Below are 26358 nucleotides of genomic sequence, written 5' to 3' on the forward strand. Positions count from 1 at the left end.
AGGCCGTATGATTCGGACCGATAACCATTTATTGTTGGTACCAAACTGTCGAATGATTCGGGATGCTGGACGTGTCGTCGAAGGACATCACCGAGGGATCGCTCGGGCGAGCGCTCGCGTTCCTCTCGGTTCCCATCGTCGCCCAGCAGCTCGCGCTGGTCGCCCAGCAGGTCATCGACGTGTTCTGGATCGGCCGACTGGGCGAGGACCAGGTCGCCGCGGTCGGCCTCGTGATGCCGCTCCTCGGGTTGTTCGCCGCCGGCACGATGGCGGTGTTTCTCGGCGGGCAGATCGTCGTCTCCCAGCGCGTCGGCGCCGACGACCTCCCCGGCTCGCGTCGCGCCGCGTTCCACGCCCTCGTCGGCGCCGGCGTCGTTGGGCTGCTCCTCGCCGGCGTCGTCAACGCGTTCGCCCTCGACATCACGCAGCTGTTCCAGCCCGGCGACCGCGTCGCCCAGCTCGGGGCGATCTACCTCGGCACGATGGTGCTCTCCTACACGTTCAGCGGGATGAGCGACGCGATGGAGGCGGCGTTCGTGGGGTCGGGCGACTCGCGGACCCCGCTCGTCGTGAACCTCGTCGCCATCGTCGTGAACGTCGTGCTCGACCCGATCCTCATGTTCGGGATGTGGCGCTTCGACGCGTACGGCATCGCCGGCGCCGCCTACGCGACGCTCGTCGCCTACGCGGTGGGACTCCTCATCGCGCTCGGCGTCGCCCTCTCCGGCCGCGGCGGGTTCACGCTGACCCGGAACGCGGTCGGCATCGACGTCGACGAGTTCCGCGCCCTGCTCGACGTCGGTGCGCCCAAGGCCGCCCAGGAGAGCGGCCGGCAGATCGCGCGGCTCGTCATGGTGAGCATCATCTCCGTGACCGGCGGGGGCGCCGCGCTCGCGGCGTACACCGTCGGCGCCCGTATCTCGACGGTGGCGTTCGTGCCCGCAATCGGGCTCGGCTCTGCGGGAACGACGCTCGTCGGCCAGAACCTCGGCGCCGACCGGCCCGACAGGGCGACGCGGGCGACGTGGCTCGGGGTCGGCGTCGGCGCCGTCGGCGTCGGCGTTCTCGGCATCGTCCAGTGGTTCGTACCCGGGTTCCTCGCCGAGGTGTTCGTGCCCGGAATCGAGGGCGAGACCCTCGAGTACACCATCGCGTACCTCCAGATACTCGCGCTCGGGTACTGGGCGCTCGGCGCGATCTACACCGTCGAAGCCGGCTTCAACGGCGCCGGCAGGACGAGCATCTCGATGTACTCGACGATGCTCCAGTACTGGACGGTCCGCATCCCGGTCGCCGCGGTCCTCGCGTTCGGCCTCGGGTACGGCGCGCACGGCCCGTTCTGGGCCGTCACAGTCTCCAATGTCGTCGCGGCGGTCGGGCTCTGCGCGTACTTCCGTTACTCGACGGACAACGGGATGCTCGACCGCGCGGCGACGTCCTCGTGCGGCGCCGACGCCGCCGACTGAACCGCCGAACGCCGTGAATCCGCCCTCAGTCCGGGCTTCCGATCAGAACTCGGCGTCCCCGACGCCCGGCTCCGGCGGCGCGACGCCCTCCTCCTCGCGGGCCAGTTCGAACTCCTCGCGGAGCTCCCGGACGCGGTCGCGGATGTCCGCTGCGAGTTCGAACTCGAGGTTGTTCGCCGCCTCCTGCATCCGCTCCTCGAGCGCCTGGATGCGCGCCTGCGCCTCCTCCTCGTCGGCGACGTCGCCGTCGGTGACCCCCGAGGTGTCGGTCTTCGAGCCGGGGAGGTTCGTCTCGCCGATCTCCTTCTCGATCGTCCGCGGTTCGTAGCCGTGCTCCTCGTTGAACTCGCGCTGGATCTCGCGACGGCGCCTGGTCTCCTCGATGGCCCCCGCCATCGAGTCGGTCGTGTCGTCGGCGTAGAGGACGACCTCACCGTTGACGTTCCGCGCCGCCCGGCCCATCGTCTGGACGAGCGTCGTCTCCGAGCGGAGGAACCCCTCCTGGTCGGCGTCGAGGATGGCGACGAGGCTCACCTCGGGGATGTCCAACCCCTCCCGGAGGAGGTTGATGCCGACGAGCACGTCGATGTCGCCCAGTCGGAGCGAGCGCACCAGCTCGTGGCGTTCGAGCGTGTCCGTCTCGTCGTGCATGTACGCGACGTCGACGCCCGCCTCCTCGAGGTACTCCGTGAGGTCCTCGGCCATGCGCTTCGTGAGCGTCGTGACCAGCGTGCGCTCGCCGCGCTCGATGCGGTCGTCGATGCGGTCCATGAGGTCGTCGACCTGCCCGGTCGCGGACGCGATCTCGACCGCGGGGTCGACGAGGTGGGTCGGGCGGACGATCTGCTCGACCACCTGCTCCGAGTGCTCGCGCTCGTAGTCGCTCGGCGTCGCGCTCACGTAGAGGGTCCGATCCGTCTTCTCCTCGAACTCCTCGAAGGTGAGCGGACGGTTGTCGTAGGCGGTCGGGAGCCGGAAGCCGTTCTCGACGAGCGAGTCCTTTCGGGACTTGTCGCCCGCGAACTGCCCCTTGATCTGCGGGATGGTCTGGTGCGACTCGTCGATGACCGTCAGGAAGTCGTCCGGGAAGTAGTCGAGCAGCGTGTACGGCGCGTCGCCCGACTCGCGGTTCGAGAGGTGGACGGAGTAGTTCTCGATGCCCGAGCAGTAGCCGGCCTCCTGGAGCATCTCCAGGTCGAAGGTGGTTCGCTCCTCGATGCGCTGGGCGGCGACGAGGTTGCCGTCGCGCTCGAACCGGCGGACGCGCCGCTCCATCAGCTCCTCGATCTCCTCGATCGCCGTCTGCAGCCGTTGCTGGGGGATGGAGTAGTGCTCTGCCGGGTGGATCAGCACCGCCGGCTCCTGGGAGACGACCTCGCCCTGCATCGGGTCGACCTTCATCATGCGGTCGATCTCGTCGCCCCAGAACTCGACGCGGACGGCGTACCGGCCGTACATGGGGAAGATCTCGACGGTGTCCCCGCGCACGCGGAAGGTACCCTGCTGGAAGTCCACGTCGTTGCGTTCGTAGTTCAGGTCGACGAGCCGGGCCAGGAGCTCGTCGCGGCCGACCTCCTCGCCGACCTCGAGTTCCAGCGACATCTCGCGGTAGTTCGCCGGGTCGCCGAGCCCGTAGATGGCCGAGACCGACGCGACGACGATGACGTCGTCGCGGGTGAGCAGCGACCGGGTGGCCGAGTGGCGCAGCCGGTCGATTTCCTCGTTCAGCGACATCTCCTTGTCGATGTACGTGTCCGTCTGCTCGACGTACGCCTCCGGCTGGTAGTAGTCGTAGTAGGAGACGAAGTACTCGACGGCGTTGTCCGGGAAGAGGTTCTTGAACTCCTCGTACAGCTGGGCCGCGAGCGTCTTGTTGTGCGCGAGCACCAGCATCGGCCGGTCAAGTTGCTCCGCGACCCACGAAACGGTGTTCGTCTTCCCCGACCCGGTCACCCCGAGGAGGGTCTGCTTGTCCATCCCCCCTCGGTAGCCCGAGACCAGCTTCTCGATCGCCTCGGGCTGGTCGCCGGCCGGGTCGAACGGCGCGTCGACGCGAAGCGGGCGGTCCAGTCCGGGGCGGTCCGGCGTCAGCGGACCCTGCGATTCGCTCATCGTCGGAGTCAGGGGCCCGAGTCACTTGACGGGCGCGGTCGCCGTGGCTGACAGGCGGCACGGGTGGGCGACGACCCGGTTCGAGACGGGCCGCCGAACTGGAGACACCACGTGGAGGGACCGGGGCGTCTCGTCCGCGGGACGGCGTGCCGCGCAACCGCGCATCGCCCCGCGACGGCTCTCACGTCACGGCGGGGGTGGTCCCGTACTCGGATAAAAACCCTCGCCGGGCAGTGAGTACGGTTTTGTCGGTCGACGCGGTAGCCCGGCACATGGTTCGAACCGAACTCGAGGAGGCGAGCGATCACCTTCGCCAGGCCGCCGAGGGGGCGGAGGGGGAGACGCGGGACAAACTGGGCGAGCAGGCGCACCGCTTCGCGGACGCCGCGACCAGGGAGCACGGCCCCGACCACGGGTGGCTCGACCGCCACACGCACGTCGTCCGCGAACTGGGCGAGGAGCTGGACGGGGAGGCGAAGGAGCACGTCGAAACGGCGGTGGACCGGATCAACACCTACCGGGAGGGCGTCTCGGGGGTCTAACGTACCGTCGAGGGGCGAGCAGGGGCTAGCAGACGTTCTTCGGCTTCACGCCCATCCCCTCGAGCGTCTCGACGTAGTCGTCGTAGGCCGCCTCGACGACCGCGTCGGCCGCCTCGCGCGCCTCGTCCCACTCCTCGTCGGTCTCGCACACGGCGTCGAGCAGGTCCGCGGCGTCGTCGAGGCGGTCCGAGACGTCGTTCCGGACGCCCCGGAAGTCGTCGGCCGCGGTCGGGTCCGCGTTGCCGACGAAGAAGCCGACCATCTGCCCGGCCCGCGCGTCCCCGAGCAGGCAGCGCGCCAGCAGGCCGCCGGCGCGGGCGGGCGTCGACTGCAGGTCCGCGAGCACGCCGTACTCGGGGAACTCCCGGGCGTCGTCGGCGTCGAAACCGTTCGGGGCGACGGCGTCGCGGTGGTCCCGGGCGTCCTCGGCGACGTCGCCGAACAGGGCCGCCGCGTCGCCGCTGGCCTCGTCGGCGCTCCAGGCCTCGAACCGCTTGGCGGCCGCTTCGGCCTCCGCCGCCGCGGCCTCGCGGACCGCGTCCGCCGCCATCTCGCCGCCGGTCAGGGCGTACAGCGATTTCGAGGAGCCTAACCGCGAGAGCGCCGTCTCGTGGTCGTCGCGCAGGTCGGAGAGAAGGGTGTCGCCGTCCATGCTCGTCGGTTGGGCCGTGACGCGCTTGAAACCCCCGGAGTCGGCCGCTTCGACGGTAGGGTTACGTGACGGGGGGACGAGATGTGGGCCATGTCCACCGACCGGTCCCCGTCGCTCTCCGACGCGCTGACCGCAGCGGGTCGCGTGCTCGTGGACCACCCCGTCGCCGTCGTGTCGGCCTACCTCCTCGCGACCGCGGTCGTGCCGGTCGCCCGCGTCCCGTTCCTGGCCGCGTTCGCGGCCGCCGTCGGCCTGCTCGCCTCCATGGGCCGGATCGAGCCGCTGGTCCAGGCGCTCGCCGACCAGGAGGCCGTCCTGACCGAGGGTGGCGGGCAGGGCGAGGGCAGTATCCCCGGCGGGTTCGGTGAGGGATTCGGCGGTGGCGGCGGTTCCGATCCGGCGCTCTCCCCGGAGCTCCAGTCCGCCGTCGACGGGCTCCTGATTCCGGAGGTCGGCGCGCTACTCGTCGCCGGTCTCGTCGTCACCGCGGTCGTGGCGCTGCTCGCGCAGTCGGTCGCCAGCGCCGTCACCTACGGCACCCTCTGGGCCGCGATCGACGAGCGGCCGCCGCTGGTCGACGGCGTCGCCACCGCCGGCCGGTGGCGGTCGTACCTCGGGCTGGTGCTCGTCCGCATCGCCGTCGTCGGGCTCGCCGTCGCCGTCCCGCTCGCGGTCGGCGTCCTGCTCGGCGGCGCCGCCGGGCTGGCAGTCGGCGGCCTCCTCGCGCTCGCCGGGCTGCTCGTCGTGCTGGCGACGCTGCTGCTGCTGGCGTTCTCCGGTCCGGCGGTCGTCGTCGACGGCGTCGGCGCGATGGGGGCGATCAGGGGGAGCGTGGGGTTCGTCCGCCGGAACCCTGGGGTGACGGTCGCGTTCGTGCTCGTGGCCGCCGGGGCGTACGTCGGGGCGTCGATCCTCGTCGGACTGCTGAACGTCGCCGGCGCGGGTCGAATCGGCGGGGTGATCCTCGCGCTCGCGGTCGCGCCGCTGCTGGACGCCTTCGCCACCGCGCTCTACGCCGGCCGGGGGCTCCCGGCGGCCGCCGACCGACGGACGGTCGGGAGTCGCCTCCGGGGCGGCGTCCGCGGCGGCTGGCGCGAACTGTGGCGCTTCGTCCGCCACCACCCGATTGCGAACGTCCTCGGGGCGCTCCTCATCGTCGCCGGCATCGCCGGCGGCTACGCGTACACGGCGCCGATGGGCGTCTCGATCCCGCCGCCGGCGGACGTCGCGGGCGTGTTCGGCGTGGTCCCCATCGGCCCGTTCGCGAACATCGCCGCGAACAACTGGCTCGTCTCCGCCGGCACGGCCTTCGGTGGGCTGGCGTTCGGCGTCCCCGCGGCCGCGTCGCTGCTGTTCAACGGGGTGCTCATCGGGGCGCTCGCCGGCCTGTTCGACCGGCTGGCGTTCATCGCACTCGTCGCGCCGCACGGCGTCCTCGAGCTCCCGGCCATCGCCGTCGCCGGCGGCCTCGGCCTTCACCTGGGCGTCGTTGGGTGGCGCGCGGTCCGCGGCCAGTCGGACGCCGCCGCGGTCGCCGCGGAGCTCCGGCGGGCGACGTGGGTGCTCGTCGGCCTCGCGCTGGTGCTGGTGCTCGCCTCGTTCGTCGAGGCGTTCCTGACGCCGAGGATCGCGGCGTACGTGCTGGGGTGAGGTTCGGTGCAGGCTGGATCGTCGGCGGTCGCGGAAGCCGGTCGAAACCGGCGACTGGCGGGCCAACGTGCCCACTTCTCAGTCGAGGATAGATCATGCATCGTGGCGCACGGCGGCCGCGCGACCCGAGACTCGCGGGGGCTTTCGGGCACGTAGCAGTCTTTACGAGACGCTTCCTCGTGTGAGTCACCGAAGCGCAGCTCGTCGAACAGCGTTCGAAAGAAATCGGGGTCGAAAGTCCGAGCGCCTCAGTCGTGCTGCGCCTCGCCCGTCTCGATCGGCGCGCGCACGAGGTTACCCCACTCGGTCCAGGAGCCGTCGTAGTTGACGGTCTGGTCCTCGCCGAGCAGTTCGTGGAGCGCGAACCAGGCGATCGAGGAGCGCTCGCCGATGCGGCAGTAGGCGACGATCTCGTCGTCGCCCGACTCGACGACCTCGCTGTACAGCTCCTGCAGCTCGTCGGCGCTCTTGAACGTCCCGTCCTCGTTCACCGTCGCGGCCCACGAGATGTTGCGGGCGCCCGGGATGTGGCCGCCACGCTGGGCGGTCTCCTGCAGGCCCGGCGGGGCGAGGATCTCGCCGCTGAACTCCTCGGGCGAGCGCACGTCGACGAGGGGGACACCGGCGTCGATGGCGTCGCTCACCTGGTCGCGGTACGCGCGGATGGACTCGTCCGGCTCCTCCGCCTCGTAGGTCGTCTCCGGGAAGTCCGGCTCCTCGTCCGTGAGCGGGTAGTCGTTCTCCACCCAGTAGTCGCGGCCGCCGTCGAGCAGGCGGACGTCGTCGTGGCCGTAGTACTTGTACTGCCAGTAGGTGTACGCCGCGAACCAGTTCGAGGAGTCGCCGTACAGGACGACCGTGGAGTCGTCGCTGATGCCGTGCGAGCCGTTCAGTTCCTCGAAGTCTTCCTGCGTGAGGATGTCGCGTCGCGTCTGGTCCTGCAACTGGGTCTCCCAGTTGAAGCCGATGGCGCCGGGAGCGTGGCCCTCGCCGTACGCCTCGGTGTCCACGTCGACCTCGACCAGCCGGTATTCGGGGTCGTCCGACTGGAACTCGTCGAGGTGATCTTCCACCCAGTCCGCCGACACAAGAACGTCTTTTGCGTAATCTGTCATTGCGACTCTACCGTACGACTCCCCGGAGCATAATACCCCTCGCCCCGGCAGAGCCGGCCATTCGTTCCACGTACCGGACGATGTTTCCGGTAGTTTCGGGCGGCGGGAAACGTGTCAGGTTGCCATCCCGACGAGGCGGGGGTGCGCCGACCAGGCGTCCGGCCAGGTGCGGCAAGTTATGCCGGCGTATCGGACGGTCGTCCGGGTTCGCCGGTGCGGCCGCGCTTTTGACCCGGCGGACGGAAGTGGGAGTATGGACACCTTCGTCTCGGCCGAGCGGCTGGCCTACCGCCTCGACGACGTGCGCGTCGTGGACGTCCGCGACGGCTGGGAGTACGAGGGCATCGGCCACCTCCCCGGCGCGGTCTCCATCCCGTTCGCCGAGTTCCGGAGTCGCGACGGCGACGCCGGGATGCTCCCCGGGGCCGACCGCTGGGCGGACCTCCTCTCGTCCGCCGGCATCGACGCGGACGACGAGGTCGTCGCCTACGACGACACCCACGGCGTGTTCGCCGCACGCTTCCTCGTTACTGCGGAGCTGTACGGCCACGACACTGGGAAGCTCCACCTGCTCGACGGCGACTACTCCGCCTGGAGCCGCGAGCACGAGGTGACGACCGACGTCCCCGACCCGGAGCCGACCGAGTACGAGCCACACGAGTCCGACGAGTCCCCCCTCGTCACGTTCGAGGAGGTGGAGGCGGCGCTGGCGGACGACGGGATCGTACTCGTCGACACCCGCGAGGCGTGGGAGTACGAGGAGGGCCACCTCCCGGGGGCGGTCCAGCTCGACTGGATGGAACTGGTCGACGCCGACTCGCGCGGGCTGAAACCGCGGGACGAACTCCAGTCGGTCCTCGCGGACCGGGGCATCGCGCCCGACCGTCGGGTGCTCCTCTACTGCAACACGGCGCGACGGATCAGCCACACGTACCTCGTGCTCCGGCACCTGGGGTACGGGAACCTCGCGTTCTACGAGGGGAGCCTCACCGAGTGGGAGGAGCGCGGCGGCGCGATGGAGACCGGCGCGTAACTTCCCCGGACTGCCCGTTCCTCGGGCGGGCGACCGGCACCGCCGGCTCCCGCCTCACCCGTCCGTCGGGTCGGTGGGGGTGACGCCGTCGCCGGCGTCGGCCGTCTCCGTGGCGCCCAGCGAGTCGGTCACCGACCCGCCCGACAGTCCCGACGGGTCGTCGACCGACCGCCCCCTCCCCTCCTCCGCGGGTCGGTCGGAGAGCTTCGTCTGCTCGCTCACGGGACCGTCCGAGAGGAGGTTCACGACCTCAGCGAACAGCGCGACGACGAGGGGGCCGACGACGAACCCGATGGCGCCGAGCGACAGCAGGCCGCCGACGAACCCGACGAAGTACACCGACACGGGGAGGTCGGTCGTCTCGCCGGCGAGCCGCGGGCGGATGACCGCGTCGGGGACGAACCCGACGAAGAACAGCCCCAGCCCTGCCACGAGCAGCGCCCGGACGGCGTTGCCGGCGACGACGTCCATCGCCGCGAGCGCGAGGATGACGATGCTCGGCCCGAGCACGGGGATGAACTGGAGCATCCCCGCGACGACCGCGAGCGCGAACGGCGAACTGTAGCCGAGCAGGGCGAAGAGGGCGAACGCGACGACGAACGTCCCGAACGCCGTGGCCGCCTGGAGCACGTAGATGGCCCGCAGCGTGTTCGCCGTCCGCCGGTGGAGCGCGAACAGCACGTCGTGGTACTCGCCGGGACAGAGTCGGAGCAGCGCCACGCGGGGGGCGGTGGGCGCGTACAACAGCCCGTAGACGACCATGACGAGCAGGAGCGCCTTGAGCGCGAACACGGGCGCGGTCGTCGCCACCGACGTTGCCAGCGACCGGATCGCCGCGACCGCGGCGTCGAGGAGCGGCGCGGTCTCGACGACGTACGAGAACCCGGAGACCTCGACGGGGATCTCCGACGGGATGGACCGCAGGAACGCCACGAACTCCGCCCGTCGGGAGTAGAGCAGGTAGACGAACGGCACCGCGATGGCGAGGATGGCGAGGAACGCCGTCGCCGTCGCCGCGACCGCCGCCGCGCGCGTGGAGAACCCACGCCCCCTCAGCGCCTGCTGGAGCGGGTAGAGGACGTACGCGACGGTGATCGCGAACACGACCGTCGCGAGCACGTCGGCGAGCACGAACGCCGTGAGCGCGAGCATCGCCGCGAGGAGCGCGGCGAGGACGGTCCGACGACTTGGCTGCACGTCCGCATCCGGGTTCCCACGGGTCAAAACGGTTGTCCTACCGAGAGTTGCGATCTGATAGGACACTCCTACTCGAGTCGATGTCGAGAAACGGCGTTTCGTTCCCGTCGCGGATGGCGCGCGTGACTGCGAGCCCGGAGGGCGAGCAGACGCGCGCGAGGGATGAGCGAGCCGAAGTTCTCGTGAGCGAAGCGAGCGAGAGCACGCGGGTCGAGCGGAGCGAGTCCCGCGAAGGCGAGCGAATCGGCTGGGGAGGCTCACGCGAGCGACCGACGGGAGCGAGGGTGAGTTCCGAGGAGCTGTGCTCCGAGGTAAGTGTGGCTCTCATCACGCTCGGGTGTAGTGTTCTGGATCTTCACGGCCGAAGAAGTGAGGCGGGGTGAATGAGGATACCATACGGAAATAGAGCCTCACGATCCGAATCATCACAGACCACGTCCGTTAAATACCACTGCCCGAAACCACCGGGTAATGAGTCGAACCAGACGTCAGTTCCTGACGGCCGCGGGCGCGGGCGGCGCGGCGCTCCTCGCCGGCTGTCAGGCCGATCCGGTCGACGACGGCAGCGACACGCCCGACGGCGGCGCCGAACCGACGGGGACGACGACGGGGACCGGGACGCCCGGAACGGCGGACACGCTCGTCGTGGCGGCGTACCCGCCGTTCGTGGACGCCCCGAGCACGAGCCCCGGCGCGTGGTTGAAGCGGAAGTTCGAGGAGGAGTTCGACGCGACGCTCGTCTACCAGACGCCCGAGAGCGAGCTGAACTACTACCTCGAGCGCGCCATCCAGGGCGTCGACTTCGAGGCCGACGTGTACGTCGGGCTGGACACCGGCCAACTCATCGACGCCGACAACCGGCGGGGCGAGGGGAAGTTCACCGACCCACTGTTCGCCGAGGCCGGTGATCTGGAGGGGCTCGACCGCGTCCGCGACGGGCTCATGTTCGACCCGCAGGACCGGGCCGTGCCGTTCGACACCGGCTACATCTCGCTCGTCTGGAACGCCACGATGGACGGCGGCGACTTCGTCGCCCCGGAGACGTTCGAGGGGCTGACCGAGTCCGAGTACGAGGGCGACCTCATCGTCCAGAACCCCACGACGACCGCGACCGGCGAGGCGTTCATGCTCCACACGATCAAGCAGTTCGGCCCCGAGGGTTACCTCGACTACTGGGACCGCCTCCGTGACAACGGGGTGACGGTGCTCGGGAGCTGGTCGGACACCTACAGCGCCTACGAGAACGAGGAGGCGCCGATGGTCGTCTCCTACTCCACCGACCAGGTGTACGCGGCCGCCGAAGACAAGGACCTCCAGAAGCACCAGATCCGATTCCTGAACGACCAGGGGTACGCGAACCCCGAAGGGATGGCCCGCTTCGCCGACAGCGACGCCCCGCGGCTCGCCCGGGAGTTCATGGCGTTCATGCTCCGGCCCGAGATCCAGGCCGGCATCGCCCAGCGCAACGTGGCCTTCCCCGCCATCGACGACGCCCCGCTGCCCGAGGACTACTCGCAGTACGCGAAGGAGCCGCCGGAACCGGTCACCTTCACGTACGACGAGTTGCAAGGAAATCGCGAGGAATGGACCGACCAGTGGGCGCGGCGCTTCGCCGGCGGGTGAGCAGGGTCGGACGGGCCGGCGCGCTCGAACGGCGGGCGCTCCCGCTGCTCGCGGTCGGGACGGCCCTCCTCCTCGTCCTGCTGTTCTACTACCCCGTGGCGACGGTGCTGGTCGAGGCGGTCCTGGAGGACGGCCGGTTCACCTTCGGCCCCCTGGCGGACGTACTCGGCAACGAGTTCTACGTCGTCCGCGTGTTCGGGTTCACCGCCTGGCAGGCGTTCCTCTCGACGCTCGCCAGCGTCGCGCTCGGCCTGCCGGGCGCGTGGGTGCTCGCCCGCTTCGAGTTCCGGGGCCGCGAGACGCTGAAGTCGCTGACGATGGTGCCGTTCGTGCTCCCGTCGGTAATGGTCGCGGTCGGCTTCTACGCGACCTTCGGCGCGGCGGGCACCCTCAACGACGTGCTCGGGGCGCTCGGCCTCGGCGAACTCGACCTCCTCCCCTCGCTCGGCGCGATCATCCTCGCGCACGCCTTCTACAACGCCCCGCTGGTGACCCGCGTGACGACGGCCGCCTGGGAGTCCGTCGACGCGGGCGCGGTCGAGACGGCCCGATCCCTGGGCGCGTCGCCCCGGCGGGCGTTCCGGGACGTGGTCGTCCCACAGCTCCTGCCGGCAGTGCTGATGGGCGCGACCCTGACGTTCGTGTTCACGTTCGCCTCCTTCCCCATCGTGCTCGCGCTCGGTGGGGCGCGCTACGCCACCGTCGAGGTATTCATCTACTCGGCGGTCCGCCAGCTCGACTACGCCGACGCGGCCGCGCTCGCGACCGTCGAGTCCGCGGTGTCGCTCTCGCTCACGGCGCTGTACCTCCGGTACGAACGGGCACAGACCGCTGAGCGCCGGGACGTTCGGCCGCTCACCCGAGAGCGACTCGTTCCCGAGTCGTGGACGAGCGCGGCCGCCTGGACCCGCGAACGACTCGCCTCCCGGCTCGCGATCGCCGGCTACGCGGCGATCGTCGCCGTCGTGGTCCTCGGCCCCCTCGTCAGCATGGTGTACGCGAGCCTCACCGTCGACGGGCAACTCACGCTCGACGCCTACCGGTTCCTGCTCCGCCGGCAGGTGTCGGGCGCGGCGTTCCAGGTGAAACCCCTCCCCGCGGTCCTGAACTCCCTCCTCTTCGGCGTCGCCACCCTGGTCGTCGCGCTCCCAATGGGCGTCTCGATGGCCGTGCTCACGACCCGGAAGTTCCGCGGACGGACGCTCGTCGACGCGCTGTCGATGGCGCCGCTGGCGGTGTCGGGCATCGTCGTCGGGCTCGGCCTGCTCCGGGGGCTGGTGTTCGGCATCGAGGCGTTCGGCTACCGGTTCTCCGCGTCTGGGCCAGCCGCCATCGTCGCCGCCCACGCCGTCGCCGCCTACCCGTTCGTCGTCCGCAACGTCGCGCCGCCGCTCGACGGCCTCGACCGGACGCTCGTCGAGTCGGCCCGGTCCCTCGGCGCCTCGCGGGTCCGCGCGCTCCTCGACGTCGAACTCCCGCTCGTCTGGCCGGGCGTCGCCGCGGGCGCGGCGTTCGCGTTCGCCATCAGCGTCGGCGAGTTCGACGCGACGGTCGTGCTCGCCGAGGGCGGCGGGACGTACACGATGCCCGTCGCCGTCGAGCGGTTCATCGGCCGACGGCTCGGCCCCGCCACGGCGATGGGGACGGTGCTGCTCGCGGTGACGGCCGCCTCCTTCGTCGTCATCGAGCGCGTCGGGGGTGGCTTCCGTGGCCGATGAGGAGTCCGCGACCGGCAGGGATTCGGCAACGGGCGGACGGTCCGCGGCCGACGTGCGGCTGGACGGGCTCCGGGTCGAGTACGGCGCGACCGCCGCGCTCGACGGCGTCGACCTCCACGTCGAACCGGGCGAGTTCTTCACCCTCGTCGGGCCGTCCGGCTGCGGGAAGACCACGACGCTCCGGTCGATCGCGGGGTTCGAGACGCCGACCGCCGGGACCGTCGACATCGCCGGCGAGTCGATGCGCGGGGTTCCACCCGAGGACCGCGGTGTTGGCGTCGTCTTCCAGAACTACGCCCTGTTCCCGCACATGGACGTCGCCGAGAACGTCGCGTACGGCCTGCGCTTTTCGGACGCGCCGGGCGGCGTCGGGCGGGACGAGCGCGTCGCCGACCTCCTCGACCTGGTGGACCTCGGGGGCTTCGGCGACCGCGACCCGGCGACGCTATCGGGCGGCCAGCGCCAGCGCGTCTCGCTCGCCCGCGCGCTCGCACCCGGCCCCCGCCTGCTGCTGCTCGACGAGCCGATGTCCGCGCTCGACGCCCGCCTGCGCGAGCGCCTCCGGGTGCAGGTACGGGAGATCCAGCAGGAACTGGGGATCACGACCGTCTACGTCACCCACGACCAGGAGGAGGCGCTCGCCGTCTCCGACCGGGTCGCGGTGATGAACGGCGGTCGCGTCGAGCAGGTCGGGCCGCCGCGGCGGCTATACCGGGAGCCGAACACCCAGTTCGTCGCGGAGTTCCTCGGCGACAACAACGTGTTCGACGGCGGCGTCGTCGCCGCGGACGGCGACCGGGCCACCGTCCGCGTCCGCGGGCACGACCTCGTCGTCGACGGTCCGGGACTCTCCGTCGGCGACCGCGCGACCGTCTGCGTCCGCCCGGAACGCCTCCGCGTCGACGACGGGGAGAACCGGTTGACCGCGACCGTCGCGAGCACGGAGTTCCTCGGCGACGCGACGCGCGTCCACTGCGACTGGGACGGGGCGCCGCTCACCGCCCAGACCGACCGCGACCTCTCGGGGACCGTGACGTTCGGCTTCGACCCTGCGGACGCGCACGTGGTCCCCGTGGAGTGAGCGTCGGCGGTCCACTCACGTCGAACCGTCCGCGGGGGCCTCCTGCTCGCTTTCCGCCGTCCGGTAATCGAGTAACACCACGCCGTTCGAGAACGTCCGCGAGTCCAGCAGTTCGAGGTCGACCTCGGCCTCGACGTCCTCGAACAGCCGTTTCCCGGGCCCCAGGACGACGGGGTTGACGAAGAGCCGGTACTCGTCGATCAGGCCGAGGTTCGTCAGCGTCTGCACGAGACTGCCGCTCCCGAAGATCACGATGTCCTCGCCCGGTTGGGCCTTGAGTTCCCGGACCTCGTCCTCGACGTCCCCGTCGACCAGGCGCGAGTTCTCCCAGTCGACCCGTTCGAGGGTCTCCGAGAACACGACCTTGGGCAGGCTGTTCATCGCCTCGGTGATGGCCGGGTCCTCCTCGTCCGCCGCGGAGGTCGGCCAGTACTCCTCCATCAGTTCGTACGTCGTTCGTCCGAACAGGATGGTGTCGAAGGAGTCGATCTGGTCCCTGGAGTACCGTTCTGTCTCGTCGTTCCACACGAACCAGTCGATCTCCCCGTCCGGGCCGGCGTAGCAACCGTCCACCGTCACGAAGTTCGAGACGACGACCGACCGCCGGGCGGTCCCCGCGCCGTCCTCCTCGTCAGTTCGGTCCGGTTCCGTGTCGGTCATCGTCGTCGAAGGTCGGCCCCGGATCACCTTGTTATGAGGCGGTCCGGACGGCAAAACTCGGTCCTACTGCCGACACTGGGGCCGCTCTACCGCGGTTCGGATTCGACCGTCTGGGGAACGCCGCCAGCGGTGATCGCAGGGGCGCCGCCAGCGGTCGTCGCGGGAGCGTTGCCAGCGGCCGCCGGCGGACGTTCGGAACGCGGCTTGCTGCTCCCGGCCGCGGTGGTTTACGACTACGGGCCGAACTGCGGGTGTCCCAGCATGTCCCCCACCGACGAGTTTCACGACCCGAACGCGTCCCGCCCCGACGGAACGAGGACCTCGGTCTGGACGGGGACCAGCCCCGCGACCGACTACGACCCGCTCTCGGACGGCGATCACGTCGACGTCGCGGTGGTCGGCGGCGGCATCGTCGGGTTGACGGCCGCCGCCGAACTGGTCGCCGCGGGCCGGTCGGTCGCCCTCGTCGAACGTGACCGCATCGTCTCCGGCGCGACCGGCAACACGACCGCGAAGGTCACCTCCCAGCACGGGGTCATCTACCGACACCTGATGGAGCTGGCGGGCGCGACGGTCGCCCGCGCCTACGCGGAGGCGAACGAGGCCGCCATCGACTACGTGGAGTCGACCGCCGACGACCTCGACGTCGACTGCGGGTTCCGTCGGCTCCCGGCGTACGTCTACACGCACGACCCCGACGAGCGCCGACGCTACAGAGCCGAGGCCGACGCCGCGCGCCACCTCGGCATCCCCGCGCGGGCGGTCGACTCCATCCCACTCCCCGACCAGCCCGCGGCGGCCGTCCGGTTCGACGACCAGGCCGAGTTCCACCCCCGGAAATACCTGCTCGCGCTCGCCGAGTCCGTCGTCGAGGACGGCGGGCGGATCTACGAGGAGACCCGGGCCGTGGACGTCGAGGACGGCTCCGACGGCCCGTGTCGGGTCGACACCGACCGGGGGGAACTGGCGGCCGACGCCGTCGTCCTCGCCACGCACTTCCCGATGGTCGACCCGGCGTTCTACTTCGCCCGCCTCCACCCGAAGAAGTCCTACGTCGTCGCCGTCGACGCCGCCGACCCGCCCGACGAGGGTGTCTTCTACCGCGCCGGCGAGCCGTACCTCTCGGTCCGGACCTGCGAGACCGACGAGCACGGGACGCTGACGCTCGTCGGCGGACAGAACCACAAGACCGGTCAGGGCGGCAGCGTCGCCGAGCGGTTCGACCGGGTCGAGGCGTCGGCCCACGAACACTTCGACGTCTCCGCGGTCCCGTACCGGTGGTCGACGCAGGACTTCGTGTCGGTCGACCGACGGCCGTACGTCGGCGAACTCGAGCGGCGCGAGGACCTGTACGTCGCGACGGGGTTCGGCGGGTGGGGGATGACCAACGGCACCGCCGCGGGGAGACTCATAGCCGATCTCGTCCGGGGCCGGTCGAACGACTGGGCCCAGTCGTTCGACCCGGCCCGCGTTCCGGACGGGGAGGGGACGGGGACGCTCCTCCGGGAGAACCTGAACGTCGGCCGGCAGTACGTGGAGGACTGGGCGCGCAAACCGTTCTCCTCGCCCGGAAACCAGACGCTCCGGAACCTCTCGCCCGGCGAGGGAACGGTCGTCCGCCGGGGCACCGACCTGATCGGCGTATCGCGCGGCGAGGACGGCGACCTGCAGGCCGTCTCAGCGGTGTGCCCGCACATGGGCTGTGTCGTCAGCTGGAACGACGGGGAGGGGACCTGGGACTGTCCGTGTCACGGCTCCCGGTTCGAGGCGGACGGACACGTCATCGACGGGCCCGCCGTCGACGACCTCCCGACGAAGGACGACTGACGGGGCGGGGACGAAGCGACGACTGAGCGACGAAGAAGTCGGGGGACGCTCAGATCTCAGAGTGCCACGCCGACGGTGAGCAGGGTTCCGTAGGTCCGGTACCGTTCGACCATCTCCTCTCGGGTCTCCCAGTTCTCGGTGGGAAACTCCTCGGCCGGCGGGATCTCCACGTCGCGGTCGGGGACGTTGTCCTGCGAGGCGACCGCGAGCCCCGCCTCCTCGAACGCCTCGCGGTACTGGTCGGCGTCCCAGCGCGTCATGTCGACGGAGATGTTGTCCTGCCAGGCGTGGCTGTGGACGTTCTCCTCGTAGTAGTTCACCGCACAGTGGAACGTCCCGCCGGGCCGGAGGACGCGGGCGACCTCCCGGAGCGTCTCGTGCGGGTCGGCCGAGTAGTAGAACGCCTCCATGGAGAAGGCGTGGTCGATCGAGTCGTCGGCGAACGGGAGGTGACCGAAGTCGCCGACGACGAAGCCGAGGTCTGCGGTCGAGGCGGCCGGGGTCTCTCCGCCGAGGTCCGCGGCCGAGGGCTCCTCCTCGGTGTACTCGCGGGCGTTCCGGGCCATCTCGGGGGAGCCGTCGAGGCCGTACCCCCGGGCGATGTCCTTCGTGTCCGCGAGCGCACGAAGCGCGTAGCCGCTGCCGGTCCCCAGGTCGAGGACGGTGTCGCCCGGCCCTGCCGGCATCCTGGCGAGCGCGTGCTTCGCGGTTTGCCAGTGCCGCTCCTCCATCCCCCGGTCCCGGCCGTCGGCGGCCCACGCGTCGAACTCCTGGCGAACGCTCATACCGGGGGGAGCGGGTCGGCGGACGTAAGCCCCGCGGTGGCGTCCGCGGGACTTACGGTAGTCGGTGCCAAACCAGCGGCTCACATGCACGTCCGAGACGCGGTCGAAGCCGACGCCGCCGCGCTCGCGACCATCGCCGACACGCCGACGGAGGCGATGCGGAGCGTCATCCACGACCGGACGGTCTACGTCGCGCTCGACGACTCGCCCGCGGACCCGGGGGAGGAGGAGACGGACCCGGACGACGTGCTGGGCTTTCTCAGCTTCGACGCCCGGGACGGCACCGTCCACGTGACCCAGTTCGGCGGCGCCAGGGACGTCTGTGCCCGCCTGCTCGAGGAACCCCTGCGTTTCGCGTCCAGCGAGGCGATGGGCGTCGAACTCCTCGTGCTCGACGGGGAGGACGAGATGCGCGAGGCCGCCGAGAGCGCGGGGTTCCACCGGGTCGGGACGGGCCCGCGATTCGAGGGGGAGCAGACCACCCGCTACCGGCTCGAAGCGCCCTGAAACCCGTTTCGTCGCGACGGTCACGCTGTACAGCCGGCCGGTAGCTCGTCTCTTCAGTCAGAACGGCCCGACGTCCGTGTAGCGAACCCGTCGGTACAGGTAGAATAGGCCGAACGGGAGCGCGAGCACCAGGCCCCCGATGGCGTACCAGAGCGCGAGCGGCCGCCAGCCCACGTCGGCCCGGCGGACGGCAGTCGCGTCGTGGTAGAAGGCGAGCGGGACCAGCACGACCCGAAGGAACAGGACGCCGGCGACCGCGGCCAGCAACGGCCCGCTCAGCACCATCCCGACGCCGTCGGGGAGCGCATCGATCCCCTCGGAGACGGCGACCAGCACCTCGGTCACGCCGCCGAGGAGGACCCCGACGGCCACGATGACCCACCAGTTCGACGGGACCGTCCGCCCCTCGTAGAAGGCGAACCGGTCCCCGTACCGCGTCGTCGGGGTGCCGACGTAGCGCCGACGCTTCAGCAGGTAGAGACAGCAGGTCGGGAGCGGCGCCAGGACAACGGCGGGCCCGTAGAACCGGCGCGATGGCGACCACTCGACCGCGTCGGCGCGTCGGAGCAGCGTCGCGTCACGGAGCAGTGCGGCGGGGAGGACGACCAGGCGCACCAGCGCCGCCGCCGCGAGCGCGACCAGGACGCCCGCCTCGGCCGCGGAGGACAGCCCCCCCGAGAGCGACGGGACCGGCAGGTCGCCGATGGCGAAGGGGAGGCTCCAGGCGGTCGCGACGAACGCCCACGCGACGGTCCCGACAGCGAGCACCTGCCACCACGAGGCGCCCGTCGGATCCGATTCGCGGAACGCCGCCGGCGGTCGCGGGAGTTCCGCGGACGCGGTCGATCCCGATTCCGACGGCTCGTTCGAATCCCCCCGTTCGTCCTCGGCCGGTCCGCCGAGTCGCCGCGACGGTTCGCCCGAGATCCGGACCGTGACCTCCGTTTCCGCAGGAGAATCGCTGGGTGCGTCAGACGTTCCCACGTCCGACGGTTCCGCAGACTCGACCCACTCGAAACCGTACCCTTCGGCTCGGGCGTCCTCCGAGTCCTCGGGTGAGTCGGCCATCTACCGTCCGGACGGGGGAGTGTCACTTAATCGGGGTGGAAGCGACCGGACTCGCCCGCAGTGGAGACGGTGGTCGTGCGGGAGCGGTACGGTGTCGCCAGGTCACCCTCCGCGAACGAGGGAGCGAAGCGACCGAGCGAGCGGAATTTTGGCATCACGGGAAATCTTCGATTTCCCGTTAGTAGTGGGATTCCAGAGGAATCCCACAACATGGACGGGTTTTGCGGGGGTTCGACGAGCGAGCGAGGAGGACCCCCGCAAAAGAGGTTCAGGAGAACTTCCTGACGGTCATGTCCAGCGTGTCGAGTTCCAGGATCGGCGCGTAGCCGGCGTCCGGGTCGATGTTGACGGACTTCTGGAAGGCGGTCTGCGCCTGCCAGCACCCGGAGTTCACCGCGAGGACGTTGTGGTACTTCCCCCACCCGAGCTTGTGGACGTGCCCGGTGTGGAACACGTCCGGCACCTCGTCCATCACGAGGTAGTCCTTCTCCTCGGGCGCGATCCGGGTGTGACCGCCGTACTGCGGGGCGACGTGGCGCTTCTTCAGCAGCTGGAACATCGCCTTGTGCGGCTCATCGTAGCTCGCCTTCTCGGCCGGGAGTTCGGCGATGACCTCGTCGAGCGAGACGCCGTGGTACATGAGGACGTTCACGCCCTCGACGGAGACCGTCGAGGGGTTCCCCGAGATCCGGGGGTCGTGGGCCGACATGATGTCGCGGAGCTCCTCGTCGAACCCCGGCTGGGGCTCCGCGAGCCGGACCGCGTCGTGGTTGCCAGGGATCATCACGATCTCCATGTCGCCCGGCACCTCCTTCAGGTACTCCGAGAAGCGCTCGTACTGGTCGTAGATGTCCACTACGTCGAGCTCCTCGTCCTGGTTCGGGTAGACGCCGACCCCCTCGACCATGTCGCCGGCGATGAGGAGGTACTCGACGCGGTCGGCCTCCTCGGTGTGGAGCCAGTCGGCGAACCGATGCCAGGCGTCGGCCATGAACTCCTGGGAGCCGACGTGGACGTCGGAGATGAGCGCCGCCTCGACCTGCCGGTCGGCCGTGTTCGGGCGGTACGTGCGGGGCACGTCCGGGAAGTGGATGGCGTCGACGAACATGATGCCCGCGTCGTCCGCGAGCGTCCCCTGGACGGCGATGCACTCGTCCATGAGGAGTTCGTCGACGAGGTCCGCGATGTCGCGGTCCTTCATCACGAGACAGGGGAACGTCCCGGTGGTGTCCTCGAGTTCGATCAGCCAGTGGCCCGAGGCGGTCGAGCGGATGTCGTTGACGAGGCCGATCAGCTCCGCCTCGCTCCCGCCGGGCATGTCCTGGATGGCCTCAGCGGGACGGTGGTTCACCCGTCCGCGGAGTTGCCCCGCTAGGCGGTCGTAGCGGTCCCGGAACACCCGGACGAATTCGTCGTACTCGCCCGTCCCCGTCGACCGGCCGGTCACGTCGTTCGCGATGCCCGGGGCCGGGGGGTCCCGGCCCCCGACGCGCGACGACCCCTCCGTTTCGACTGGAGCCGAGGCTGCGGAACCGCCCGACTGCCCGGCCGCAGTTCCAGTCGAAGTGGAGGGGTCCGCAGTGGCGGTACCGCCGCCGGTTCCCGCGGAATCGGAGGTCCCCGTGGATCCCGTCGCCGACGCGGACGCGGCGGGATCCGTGGTCGTCGACGCCGAGGCCCCGGAGGTCGGCGTACTGGACGTCGACGCACTGGACGTCGACGTACCGGAGTCCGCGGTCGGCGCGTGCTCGGTCGGCGTCTGCTCAGTTGTCGCCCCTTCAGTCGGCGCCTGCTCGGTCGTCGACGCGCCGTCGGCCGCGACCCCGTCGGGATCCGGCGCGGGGGTTGTGGCGAGCGCCGACCGGACGTGGTCGCGGGTCAGCACGAGCGCGTCCTCGGGGGCCGCCTCGATGGCGGCGTCGAGCGCGAGCGTCGGCGATTCGGCCTCCGCGATGAGGGTGACGGCTTCCCGTTCGGCGTTGTAGCCGCGGCCCGCGAGCGCCTGCACGACCCGGGAAGGCGTCTCCAGTGGCACAAGGAACGCAGTCAACGGGCGAGGGCAAAAGGGTAGCGAACGGCAACAGGTGGTCAGTAACGTGGGGGACTGACCCTACCTGAAAACCGACGTCGACGATCCTCGTTCGAGTTCGTTCGTCCGAATCGAAATGGGTGAACCCAGAAGGTTCAAAACCAGCGCGGCGGAATGGCGGGCAATGACCGACGACCGAGGGTCCCCCGACGGGGACCCGTTGACGCGGTTTCTCCGGGCGGATTCGGGCCCGCTCCTGTTCGCCCGGGAGGTGCTCTCCTCCGCGCTCGCCGTCGCCCTCGTCGGACTCCTCCTGTTCGCGATCGCCGGCGTCTGGCCGCCGATGGTCGCCGTCGAGTCGCCGAGCATGGAGCCGAACATGCATCCGGGCGATCTCGTGTTCATGACCGAACCCGATCGCTTCTCCCCCTCGTTCGCCGTCGGCGACACCGGCATCGTCACCGAATCGATCGGCGAGGACCAGGGGTACCGGACGTTCGACGGCTACGGTTCGGTGATCATCTACCAGACGCCGGACCGGGAGCGACGGGGCCAGTCCCCCATCATCCACCGCGCGCATCTCCACGTCGAGGAGGGCGAGAACTGGTTCGACCAGGCGAACCCCGACTACGTCGAAGGGGATTCGTGCGAGGAGGTCCGCTACTGCCCCGCCCCCTACGACGGGTTCATCACCAAGGGCGACAACAACGCGCAGTACGACCAGGCGCTCAACATCGCCCGACCGGTGAAGACCGAGTGGGTGCGGGGGATCGCGCGTGTCCGCGTGCCGTACCTCGGGTGGATCCGCCTCGTCTTCTCCGGCGCGGCGACCACGTCCCCCCCGGTACCGGTCGACGCGGTCGCCGGGTCGCCGGGGCCGACCGGTGTCGGCGGTTCCTCGGCGGAAGCGGCAGTAACGGATCCTGTAGAGACTACCGTTCCAGCGCAGGTGTCGGCTTCCGAAGGGCCGTCCGCAGCCCTGTCGCCGAGCGTTAACGGTTCACTATCGTCAGCGAGTCCGTCGCGCGTTCCGGCGTAAAATCCGATCGTTTCGACTGGAGCGTTCTATCCTCAGAATCGATAGCAGTAATCGCCCCGTTCAGTGGAAACGAAGGGGTCTAATCGAGGGGTTCGGTCAGTTGTCGAACCGTGCCTGGACGAACGGCTGGGCGTCCTCGATGTCGCCGAGGCGGGAGTCCGAGAGGAGCACGGCCTCGGTCTCGTCGATCGGAACCGAGAGCGAGATCTCCTTCGTGCGCCCGTAGCGACCCTTGGAGACGACGACCGCGTTGACGATGCCGAGCATGTCGAGTTCGGAGATGAGGTCGGTCACCCGGCGCTGGGTGAGCACGTCGGCGTCGATCTCCTCGCAGAGGCGCTTGTAGATGTTGAACACCTCGCCCGTGTTGACGTTGTGGACGCCGTTCTTCTCGAGCAGAATGATGGAGAAGAGGACGATTTTGCTCTGGGTCGGGAGCGTCCGGACGACCTCGACGACGCGGTCGAGTTCGATCTTGTCCTGAGCCTGCCGGACGTGGGACTCCTCGACGAGGTCGGCCTGCGAGCGCTCCGCGAGTTCGCCCGCCGTCCGCAGCAGGTCGAGCGCGCGGCGTGCGTCGCCATGTTCCTGGGCGGCGAACGCGGCACACAGCGGGATGACGTCCTCGGTGAGCGCATCGTCCTTGAACGCGATGTCCGAGCGGTGCTGGAGGATGTCGCGGAGCTGGTTCGCGTCGTACGGCGGGAAGACGATCTCCTCCTCGCCGAGGCTCGACTTGACCCGGGGGTCGAGGAAGTCGGTGAACTTCAGGTCGTTCGAGATGCCCATGATGGAGATGCGGGAGTTCTCCAGCTCGGAGTTCATCCGCGAGAGGTTGTACAGCGTGTCGTCGCCGGACTTCTCGACGAGCTTGTCGATCTCGTCGAGCATGATGACGACCACGCGCTCGTGGTAGTCGACGGCGTCGAAGAACGTCGTGTACACGCGGTCGGTCGGCCATCCGGTCATGGGAACCTCCTCGATCTCCTCCCTGTCGCCCTCCAGGTCGGCGATGCGGTCGGCCACGTCGTCGACGGACGCGAACTCGGTGCCCGCGAGGGCGTCGAGGTTCTCCGCGGCGTGCGACCGGAGGTCCCGGAGTTCGGACAGTCGGTTGTCGATGACCGCCTTGTTCTTCTCGATGAACTTGTTCGCGAGCTGGGCGAGCACGCGGTACTGCGTGTCGGTCACCTCGCAGTTGATGTACTCGACCTCGCAGGGGACGTCGTACTTCTGGCTCGTGGACTCGAGTTCCTGGGAGACGAACTTCGCGGAGGCGGTCTTTCCGGTCCCCGTCTTCCCGTAGATGAGGATGTTCGACGGCGTCTCCCCGCGCAGCGCCGAGACGAGGATGGTCGCCATCTTGTTGATCTGGTCCGTCCGGTGGGGGAGTTCGTGCGGCGTGTAGGACGGTCGGAGGACCTCCTTGTTCTCGAAGATCGGCTCGCCCGAGAGCAGGTCGTCGAACAGACCGGTGTTGTCCTCCTCGTCGGCGAGCACCTCGTCGACGTCGAGGTCGACCTCCGTCTCGGTGCGGGTCCGCGACCCGAACTCGAAGGCACCGCCGGTGTCGCCGACGTTCGCGCCGTCGCCGGTAGCGTCCCCGGCGGTTCCCCCCTCCGAGGGGACGTTTTCGACTGGAACCGACTCCGAGGGGTCTTCGTCGGACGGCGTCTCACCAGCGGACGCGCGCTCGCTCGTATCCGAGTCGTCGCTCGCGTCCGTCCGCGTCGATACGTCGTCACGGTCGATCCGGTCCCCCCGCTCCCCGACCTCCGTGTCTCCGTCAGTCTCGTTCGATTCGTCCCTTGTCATCGGTTCCCATTTCCCCTTCGTTTCGATTGGAACGCCGGTGCGCGAGGCCGGTGAAACGGGGGAGAACCCCCTCGAAGCGTCGGTTTCGTCATATCGAGACCGGCCTCCGGCGTCCAAATGATGCAGGCGAAGCAGATGAACAGGTCCAGTAAAAGCTTTGCCCTTCATCCGGGACCAGGCGGGTCCAGCTTCGATGATCGTCTGCGTTCCACCGGTGAAATTCTCGGTGTATTCCCCGGGCGAGATGCCGGATTCGTCGATCGAACCTACTCCTCTCGGGATCGGTAAGGCAGTCGAACTCCCCGCGTGCGGCCTGTTATCGACAGTTCTCGTGGAGACACGATCGTCGAAACCGGCGGAGTCGAACCCCGATCGTTCGCCTGCTCCTGCGGAAATAGGAGCTCCCGATGCCGCGGCGACCGTCGTGTAGACTCGCAGAGACGAATCGAAGGAAGGGGTTCGTCGAGGGGGGACGGGGAGGGACGGGGTGGTAGACCCGAAACGGGGGTGTCGGTCACGGGCAGTGGCCGCGCGTCGTCTCCCTGTGTCGTTCGACGCGGACGGGAAACGGTGGGGAGGTCGTTCGGTCGGACCGATGGACGGTGGACGGGTTCAGTCGGGTCGGGTAACCCCCCCACCCCTTCGTTTCCGGTGGAGAGGCGGAACAGTGGGGTGGGGGAGGGGGTTCTAGGACCCGGTACCTTTATCCCACTCCAGAGATAACAATATCCGCACGACTAGCAAGTTAGCTTTATTTCTGTTCGGTGTGGTGTCTAGAGAGGTCGAGCGACCTGACCACCACCCGCCCTCCGACGGGTTCCACCTGAAACGAGGGGGTAGGGGAGGGGGCTGCTCGGCACTCGCCCCCGTCCCTCGGCACCAGACCCGTCATCGCCGTCCCCACCCGCCGTCCCGACTCGCCGTAACCGACCTCCGCCGCCGTCCTCCCCTCGGCTTACCGCGCCATGGAGTTGGCCTACACGACTGGCACGGCGGGCCGTCCCTTCCGATCGAGCGATGTCGTCCGACGAGAGACCGAACCCGTCCGACCGACTCTCGCGAACCCCGACTCACCCCGCTCATCGAACGTCCGCCCCGTGGTAATCGAGTTGGCGGTACGTTGCCCCCGCCCTCCCGAGTAGCCATCCGACGCGGCTCCACCGACGGTTTCGAGGGGAAACCGAGGGCAATACACGAGATCGATCCCCGCGATCCGATAGGGGTTGTCCCCGGCGACGCGACTGGATCGCACTCCCATCGGGAACAGAATCCCCCTCGTCGGCCCCCGAAACGCCTGCCTGGTGGCGTCTGACGTAGTGCTTAAGTGTCGTCCCCGGTTTGGTGGGGTAACGCCCTCCTACCAGGGGAGGACGGAGGTCAGGATGGGTCTGCTCACGAATCTCAGAGACAGCATATCACGCGTCACGGACGGCCTCTTCTCGGAGGCCGAACCGAAGCGCATCGGTATCTACGGGCCGCCGAACGCCGGCAAGACGACGCTGGCGAATCGTATCGCACGCGACTGGACGGGCGACGCCGTCGGGCCGGAGAGCCACATCCCGCACGAGACGCGTCGCGCCCGCCGGAAGGAGAACGTCACCATCGAGCGGAACGGCAAGACGGTGACCATCGACATCGTCGACACGCCGGGCGTCACCACGAAGGTCGACTACAAGGAGTTCCTCGACCACGATATGGAGAAGGACGACGCCGTCAAGCGGTCCCGCGAGGCGACCGAAGGCGTCGCCGAGGCGATGCACTGGCTCCGCGAGGACGTCGACGGCGTCATCTACGTGCTCGACTCCTCGACCGACCCGTTCACGCAGGTGAACACGATGCTCATCGGCATCATCGAGAGCCAGGACCTCCCGGTGCTCATCTTCGCGAACAAGACCGACCTGGAGGGGTCGGACGTGAAGCGCATCTCCGACGCGTTCCCGCAACACGAGACGGTACCGCTGTCGGCGCTTGAGGGGGACAACATGGACGAAGTGTACGAGAAGATCGCGGAGTACTTCGCATAATGCCCGAAGCCACCGCTCCCGACGACGACGCCGTCCGAATCGACCTGATCAGCGGCGCGCGGATGGACGGGCTGACGTCGATGGAGAAGATCCGGCTGATCCTCGACACCGTGCGCAACGGCGACATCGTCGTCCTCGAGGAGGGCCTCTCACCGGAGGAGGAGTCGAAGCTCATCGAGGTGACGATGACCGAGATCAGCCCGGACGACTTCACCGGCATCGAGATCGAGACGTACCCGCACTCGCACGCGAAGAGCGGGGGGATCCTCGGCCGGATCATGGGCAAGGACGAGGAGGCGAAGAAGCTCACGGTCATCGGTCCGGCGAACCAGATCGAGACGCTCCACAAGGACGAGAACCTCATCAGCGCGCTCGTCTCGAGGAAGTAGGATGACGAGCGTACGCACCACGACGG

21 protein-coding genes are annotated in these 26358 nt (G+C 69.5%); 12 read left to right on the forward strand and 9 right to left on the reverse strand.

Going from position 1 to position 26358, the window contains the following annotated elements; translation table 11 throughout:
- Window positions 1–62 precede the first annotated feature (62 nt).
- Window positions 63–1466: an MATE family efflux transporter gene (locus tag HUG10_RS12125; RefSeq protein ID WP_179169823.1), complete on the forward strand. Its 1404-nt coding sequence runs from the start codon at window positions 63–65 to the stop codon at window positions 1464–1466.
- Window positions 1467–1508: 42 nt separating this feature from the next.
- On the opposite strand, the gene uvrB is transcribed toward HUG10_RS12125, so the two are convergent.
- Window positions 1509–3578: an excinuclease ABC subunit UvrB gene (gene uvrB / locus HUG10_RS12130; RefSeq protein WP_179169824.1), complete on the reverse strand. Its 2070-nt coding sequence runs from the start codon at window positions 3576–3578 to the stop codon at window positions 1509–1511.
- A 272-nt stretch (window positions 3579–3850) separates the two neighbouring features.
- Between uvrB and HUG10_RS12135 the strand changes: the two genes are divergently transcribed.
- Window positions 3851–4120, forward strand: coding sequence for a DUF7553 family protein (locus tag HUG10_RS12135; RefSeq protein ID WP_179169825.1), 270 nt, complete (start codon window positions 3851–3853; stop codon window positions 4118–4120).
- A gap of 25 nt (window positions 4121–4145) precedes the next feature.
- Here the strand turns inward: HUG10_RS12135 and HUG10_RS12140 are convergent, their stop codons facing one another.
- The gene (locus tag HUG10_RS12140; protein ID WP_179169826.1) at window positions 4146–4772 is read right to left on the reverse strand and encodes a transcription antitermination protein; all 627 of its coding nucleotides are present in this window, start codon (window positions 4770–4772) and stop codon (window positions 4146–4148) included.
- 90 nt (window positions 4773–4862) lie between these two features.
- On the opposite strand from HUG10_RS12140, the gene HUG10_RS12145 reads away from it, so the two are divergent.
- Window positions 4863–6422 carry a stage II sporulation protein M gene (locus tag HUG10_RS12145; RefSeq protein WP_179169827.1) on the forward strand — a complete coding sequence of 520 codons (1560 nt, stop codon included), beginning with the start codon at window positions 4863–4865 and terminating at the stop codon, window positions 6420–6422.
- Between the two features lie 248 nt (window positions 6423–6670).
- On the opposite strand, the gene HUG10_RS12150 is transcribed toward HUG10_RS12145, so the two are convergent.
- Window positions 6671–7537 (reverse strand): sulfurtransferase, encoded by an 867-nt coding sequence (locus tag HUG10_RS12150; RefSeq protein ID WP_179169828.1) that lies wholly within the window; start codon window positions 7535–7537, stop codon window positions 6671–6673.
- 253 nt (window positions 7538–7790) lie between these two features.
- On the opposite strand from HUG10_RS12150, the gene HUG10_RS12155 reads away from it, so the two are divergent.
- Complete coding sequence (locus HUG10_RS12155) at window positions 7791–8570, forward strand: sulfurtransferase (protein ID WP_179169829.1); 780 nt, start codon at window positions 7791–7793, stop codon at window positions 8568–8570.
- A 54-nt stretch (window positions 8571–8624) separates the two neighbouring features.
- Here HUG10_RS12155 and HUG10_RS12160 read toward each other — a convergent pair whose 3' ends face one another.
- Window positions 8625–9767 (reverse strand): AI-2E family transporter, encoded by a 1143-nt coding sequence (locus HUG10_RS12160; RefSeq protein ID WP_179169830.1) that lies wholly within the window; start codon window positions 9765–9767, stop codon window positions 8625–8627.
- Window positions 9768–10238: 471 nt separating this feature from the next.
- Here HUG10_RS12160 and HUG10_RS12165 point away from each other — a divergent pair, with 471 nt between their 5' ends.
- The 3 genes from HUG10_RS12165 to HUG10_RS12175 are packed head-to-tail and all read left to right on the forward strand — an operon-like array spanning window position 10239 to window position 14189.
- On the forward strand, window positions 10239–11390 hold the full coding sequence (locus HUG10_RS12165) for a thiamine ABC transporter substrate-binding protein (RefSeq protein ID WP_179169831.1): 1152 nt from the start codon (window positions 10239–10241) through the stop codon (window positions 11388–11390).
- Complete coding sequence (locus HUG10_RS12170; RefSeq protein ID WP_179169832.1) at window positions 11351–13108, forward strand: ABC transporter permease; 1758 nt, start codon at window positions 11351–11353, stop codon at window positions 13106–13108. The genes HUG10_RS12165 and HUG10_RS12170 overlap by 40 nt, the downstream gene beginning before the upstream one ends.
- A complete protein-coding gene (locus tag HUG10_RS12175) occupies window positions 13098–14189 on the forward strand; it encodes an ABC transporter ATP-binding protein (protein ID WP_394354962.1) in 1092 nt (363 codons plus the stop codon). The genes HUG10_RS12170 and HUG10_RS12175 overlap by 11 nt, the downstream gene beginning before the upstream one ends.
- 15 nt (window positions 14190–14204) lie before the next feature.
- On the opposite strand, the gene HUG10_RS12180 is transcribed toward HUG10_RS12175, so the two are convergent.
- Window positions 14205–14849 carry a dihydrofolate reductase family protein gene (locus tag HUG10_RS12180; RefSeq protein WP_179169834.1) on the reverse strand — a complete coding sequence of 215 codons (645 nt, stop codon included), beginning with the start codon at window positions 14847–14849 and terminating at the stop codon, window positions 14205–14207.
- A 261-nt stretch (window positions 14850–15110) separates the two neighbouring features.
- Here HUG10_RS12180 and HUG10_RS12185 point away from each other — a divergent pair, with 261 nt between their 5' ends.
- Window positions 15111–16676 (forward strand): FAD-dependent oxidoreductase, encoded by a 1566-nt coding sequence (locus HUG10_RS12185; RefSeq protein ID WP_179169835.1) that lies wholly within the window; start codon window positions 15111–15113, stop codon window positions 16674–16676.
- 56 nt (window positions 16677–16732) lie between these two features.
- Here HUG10_RS12185 and HUG10_RS12190 read toward each other — a convergent pair whose 3' ends face one another.
- On the reverse strand, window positions 16733–17461 hold the full coding sequence (locus tag HUG10_RS12190) for a class I SAM-dependent methyltransferase (RefSeq protein ID WP_179169836.1): 729 nt from the start codon (window positions 17459–17461) through the stop codon (window positions 16733–16735).
- Between the two features lie 84 nt (window positions 17462–17545).
- On the opposite strand from HUG10_RS12190, the gene HUG10_RS12195 reads away from it, so the two are divergent.
- Window positions 17546–17968 carry a hypothetical protein gene (locus HUG10_RS12195; RefSeq protein WP_179169837.1) on the forward strand — a complete coding sequence of 141 codons (423 nt, stop codon included), beginning with the start codon at window positions 17546–17548 and terminating at the stop codon, window positions 17966–17968.
- Window positions 17969–18025: 57 nt separating this feature from the next.
- Here the strand turns inward: HUG10_RS12195 and HUG10_RS12200 are convergent, their stop codons facing one another.
- Window positions 18026–19036, reverse strand: a complete 1011-nt coding sequence (locus HUG10_RS12200; RefSeq protein WP_179169838.1) for a hypothetical protein — start codon at window positions 19034–19036, stop codon at window positions 18026–18028.
- Window positions 19037–19304: 268 nt separating this feature from the next.
- A complete protein-coding gene (locus tag HUG10_RS12205) occupies window positions 19305–21071 on the reverse strand; it encodes a DNA-directed DNA polymerase II small subunit (protein WP_179169839.1) in 1767 nt (588 codons plus the stop codon).
- Between the two features lie 178 nt (window positions 21072–21249).
- Between HUG10_RS12205 and HUG10_RS12210 the strand changes: the two genes are divergently transcribed.
- The gene (locus HUG10_RS12210) at window positions 21250–22104 is read left to right on the forward strand and encodes a S26 family signal peptidase (RefSeq protein WP_179169840.1); all 855 of its coding nucleotides are present in this window, start codon (window positions 21250–21252) and stop codon (window positions 22102–22104) included.
- Between the two features lie 96 nt (window positions 22105–22200).
- On the opposite strand, the gene HUG10_RS12215 is transcribed toward HUG10_RS12210, so the two are convergent.
- A complete protein-coding gene (locus HUG10_RS12215) occupies window positions 22201–23919 on the reverse strand; it encodes a Cdc6/Cdc18 family protein (RefSeq protein WP_179169841.1) in 1719 nt (572 codons plus the stop codon).
- A gap of 1382 nt (window positions 23920–25301) precedes the next feature.
- On the opposite strand from HUG10_RS12215, the gene HUG10_RS12220 reads away from it, so the two are divergent.
- Window positions 25302–25943 (forward strand): Era-like GTP-binding protein, encoded by a 642-nt coding sequence (locus HUG10_RS12220; protein ID WP_179169842.1) that lies wholly within the window; start codon window positions 25302–25304, stop codon window positions 25941–25943.
- On the forward strand, window positions 25943–26332 hold the full coding sequence (locus HUG10_RS12225; RefSeq protein WP_179169843.1) for a DUF2073 domain-containing protein: 390 nt from the start codon (window positions 25943–25945) through the stop codon (window positions 26330–26332). Before HUG10_RS12220 ends, HUG10_RS12225 begins: the two co-directional genes overlap by 1 nt.
- Window positions 26333–26358 lie beyond the last annotated feature (26 nt).

The organism is Halorarum halophilum (assembly GCF_013401515.1).
Taxonomy (GTDB): Archaea; Halobacteriota; Halobacteria; order Halobacteriales; family Haloferacaceae; genus Halorarum; species Halorarum halophilum.

Bases quoted from the DNA above. Each gene is read 5' to 3' on its own strand.
- HUG10_RS12125 (WP_179169823.1), top strand. From the start codon at position 63: ATGCTGGACGTGTCGTCGAAGGACATCACCGAGGGATCGCTCGGGCGA.
- uvrB (WP_179169824.1), bottom strand. From the start codon at position 3,578: ATGAGCGAATCGCAGGGTCCGCTGACGCCGGACCGCCCCGGACTGGAC.
- HUG10_RS12135 (WP_179169825.1), top strand. From the start codon at position 3,851: ATGGTTCGAACCGAACTCGAGGAGGCGAGCGATCACCTTCGCCAGGCC.
- HUG10_RS12140 (WP_179169826.1), bottom strand. From the start codon at position 4,772: ATGGACGGCGACACCCTTCTCTCCGACCTGCGCGACGACCACGAGACG.
- HUG10_RS12145 (WP_179169827.1), top strand. From the start codon at position 4,863: ATGTCCACCGACCGGTCCCCGTCGCTCTCCGACGCGCTGACCGCAGCG.
- HUG10_RS12150 (WP_179169828.1), bottom strand. From the start codon at position 7,537: ATGACAGATTACGCAAAAGACGTTCTTGTGTCGGCGGACTGGGTGGAA.
- HUG10_RS12155 (WP_179169829.1), top strand. From the start codon at position 7,791: ATGGACACCTTCGTCTCGGCCGAGCGGCTGGCCTACCGCCTCGACGAC.
- HUG10_RS12165 (WP_179169831.1), top strand. From the start codon at position 10,239: ATGAGTCGAACCAGACGTCAGTTCCTGACGGCCGCGGGCGCGGGCGGC.
- HUG10_RS12170 (WP_179169832.1), top strand. From the start codon at position 11,351: ATGGACCGACCAGTGGGCGCGGCGCTTCGCCGGCGGGTGAGCAGGGTC.
- HUG10_RS12180 (WP_179169834.1), bottom strand. From the start codon at position 14,849: ATGACCGACACGGAACCGGACCGAACTGACGAGGAGGACGGCGCGGGG.
- HUG10_RS12185 (WP_179169835.1), top strand. From the start codon at position 15,111: ATGTCCCCCACCGACGAGTTTCACGACCCGAACGCGTCCCGCCCCGAC.
- HUG10_RS12190 (WP_179169836.1), bottom strand. From the start codon at position 17,461: ATGAGCGTTCGCCAGGAGTTCGACGCGTGGGCCGCCGACGGCCGGGAC.
- HUG10_RS12195 (WP_179169837.1), top strand. From the start codon at position 17,546: ATGCACGTCCGAGACGCGGTCGAAGCCGACGCCGCCGCGCTCGCGACC.
- HUG10_RS12200 (WP_179169838.1), bottom strand. From the start codon at position 19,036: ATGGCCGACTCACCCGAGGACTCGGAGGACGCCCGAGCCGAAGGGTAC.
- HUG10_RS12210 (WP_179169840.1), top strand. From the start codon at position 21,250: ATGACCGACGACCGAGGGTCCCCCGACGGGGACCCGTTGACGCGGTTT.
- HUG10_RS12215 (WP_179169841.1), bottom strand. From the start codon at position 23,919: ATGACAAGGGACGAATCGAACGAGACTGACGGAGACACGGAGGTCGGG.
- HUG10_RS12220 (WP_179169842.1), top strand. From the start codon at position 25,302: ATGGGTCTGCTCACGAATCTCAGAGACAGCATATCACGCGTCACGGAC.
- HUG10_RS12225 (WP_179169843.1), top strand. From the start codon at position 25,943: ATGCCCGAAGCCACCGCTCCCGACGACGACGCCGTCCGAATCGACCTG.